Origin of the sequence: Aquimarina agarilytica ZC1, from assembly GCF_000255455.1 — a bacterium.
In the GTDB taxonomy this organism is placed as follows: domain Bacteria; phylum Bacteroidota; class Bacteroidia; order Flavobacteriales; family Flavobacteriaceae; genus Aquimarina; species Aquimarina agarilytica.
The window spans coordinates 1-2374 of sequence record NZ_JH621323.1 but is presented as its reverse complement, the minus strand read 5'-3'; the positions used below and the strand labels follow the sequence as shown (position 1 = coordinate 2374).

Below are 2374 nucleotides of genomic sequence, written 5' to 3'. Positions count from 1 at the left end.
TTTTTAACAAAACTAATACAGCAAAGAATATCTCAAAAGATGTACTTGCTCGGGGGGATACTCGATAAAAGATAAAAAAATGGATAATTTTTTAAAAATTAATAATGATAGTAATCAAGATGCTGTTATAAAGCTTGTAAAGTTAGGTTATCTAAGTAGAATCGATGTAACAAGCAGAGTCGTATATATTGAAAAAAAATCTACATTTAAGATGAAAAATATTCCTTCAGGAAAATACTACTTTAAAATAGCTTATGGTACTGAATGGAAAGAAAAACCAAACGTAAATAAATGTTGTTCATGTAGATTCTTCTTAAATCCTAAATATGAAAAAGGAAAAATTTTAGATTTTATCCCAATAAAAAAACAATACGGAACAGATATACCTAGCTACAGCGTCACCATAGACTCATCACTTTTAAAACAAACTCCACCTAAGAATGATCTTTATTATCATGATTTTGGAGAAGAAATATTCGTTGATTCCTCTGAAAAATTAAACACTAAATAATAATTTTCTTCACATTTTAATTCATTGATTAATAAATTCGTTTCAAGAAAACACTACAACTAGATATTCACATGACTCACTAGCCTCCAATATGAACATTATCTGAACTAATCCCATGTCCCAATAGAAAGATTTTTTATTTGAATTATTATAGGTTTTACTTGAGAGTTTAAGACCTTAATCTACTTTTTTTGTGCGATTTATATGTTTTTTCAATCATTCATTGTTGGTTTTATGTTATTGCAGTACTTTTATCTAACCTATTCATTCAGGCTCCTATCGACCAGAAACAGCACTTCATATGAAAGAAAAATTAATTATTATTTCAGATTTATGGGGAACAGAAAAAACTGAATGGATAATTAATTATACTAAAATTTTAAAAACAAAATTTGATATTACGTTCTATAATAGCTGCGAACTTGGAAAAATTGACAAATCAAATTATAACCAAAATAGCTTGCACAGGCAATTTATTACTGGCGGTATTGAAATAGCCGTAGATAGACTTGCCATACTTGAAAAACATCCGATAACTATTTTGGCATTTAGTATTGGAGGAACTATTGCTTGGAAATTTGGAATCAAGTCTAAAAAAATTAAAACTCTTATTTGTGTATCATCGACTCGATTAAGAAAAGAAACAGAAAGACCGAATGGAAAATTAGCACTTTACTTTGGCGAAAAAGATGAATTCAAACCAACTACAGAATGGTTAAGCACTATGGCCTTAGAATATAAAATCATATCAAATAAAGGACATCTACTCTATCATGAGCCTAAATTTGCTAAACTAGTAAGCAATAAATTATTAAAAATGTTATCACAATAGTTGAAATAAAATAATAGACCGTGTATAGTTAGCTTCAACAAATTAGTACATGCTTCTAAAAATTAAAACAACTTTTTCAATTTTACTTTCAATCCATATATTCAGTATTTTAGATAAAGTGAAAAACGAAAAAAAATGAACTTAAACAACAAAAAATTTGTAACGGCCGAAAACAAAAATGGATTATCCTCAGATGCAACCATTTTTCATTATTTTCAAAATGGCACAACCATAACAGCAAATTACAAAGGAGGAGCAATTAAAGAAGGGCTTATTATTGGTAAGCAAACACAAGACTCAGAAATAGAACTCTTGTATCAATGCCTAACCACTGAGGGCGAATTAAAAGCTGGAGAAGCAAAAGGTAGCATTTTAAAAACTCCTAGTGGAAAACTAAAATTGGAATTTGATTGGAATTGGATTAATGGAGACTTGTCTGCTGGCACATCTAAGTATATAGAAATTGAATAAGTTTTAGAAACATACTCAACATAGACCATTTGCCCATATAATCTAGTAGCCTTTTATAAGACCCCTATTTTATAAACAATCATCACGTTTTCTTTATTTTAAAATACTTCCATAACAATTTCATAACACCAACACTTACACTACTTACTTACTTACAAATTATTACATTTAATATTTAATGTGAATTTGAGTAGTAATCAACGATTTATTATGAATTGATATTGACCAAGTTCTCGATATATTTTGATTCGTTTCACTGCTCAAAATACTCGAACTAATAATTGTTTCTAAAATTTAGTTTTTTGAGTGATAAAAGATAAATTCTAGTTCATTACTTGAAAAAAGTATCACGATGTGCTATGTTAATCTGAGTCTGATATCTTTTTCATTTCAAAATTGTCCTTTTAGTACAATTTTTATACTTGGGTAAACTTGCGTGGATATAGCTCGCTAGGTGTTTGACATAACCGAAATTAAATTTAAATTTCGAGGCTAATCTAGTAACCATCCGATCAACTACACTGTAATATTTTCTTGATATCCGGGAAGTAGTTCTTCAA

The 2374-nt window shown here is 28.6% G+C and carries 3 protein-coding genes; all 3 read left to right on the top strand.

Features of this window, described 5'->3' with window-relative positions; genetic code table 11:
- Nucleotides 1–79: 79 nt before the first annotated feature.
- The 3 genes from KQA_RS19325 to KQA_RS0218105 all read left to right on the top strand — a co-directional run bounded on the left by KQA_RS19325 (nt 80) and on the right by KQA_RS0218105 (nt 1814).
- Nucleotides 80–511 carry a hypothetical protein gene (locus KQA_RS19325; RefSeq protein WP_010183052.1) on the top strand — a complete coding sequence of 144 codons (432 nt, stop codon included), beginning with the start codon at nt 80–82 and terminating at the stop codon, nt 509–511.
- 301 nt (nt 512–812) lie between these two features.
- Nucleotides 813–1343 (top strand): alpha/beta hydrolase, encoded by a 531-nt coding sequence (locus tag KQA_RS0218110; protein WP_010183051.1) that lies wholly within the window; start codon nt 813–815, stop codon nt 1341–1343.
- 135 nt (nt 1344–1478) lie between these two features.
- Nucleotides 1479–1814 carry a hypothetical protein gene (locus KQA_RS0218105; RefSeq protein WP_010183050.1) on the top strand — a complete coding sequence of 112 codons (336 nt, stop codon included), beginning with the start codon at nt 1479–1481 and terminating at the stop codon, nt 1812–1814.
- Nucleotides 1815–2374 lie beyond the last annotated feature (560 nt).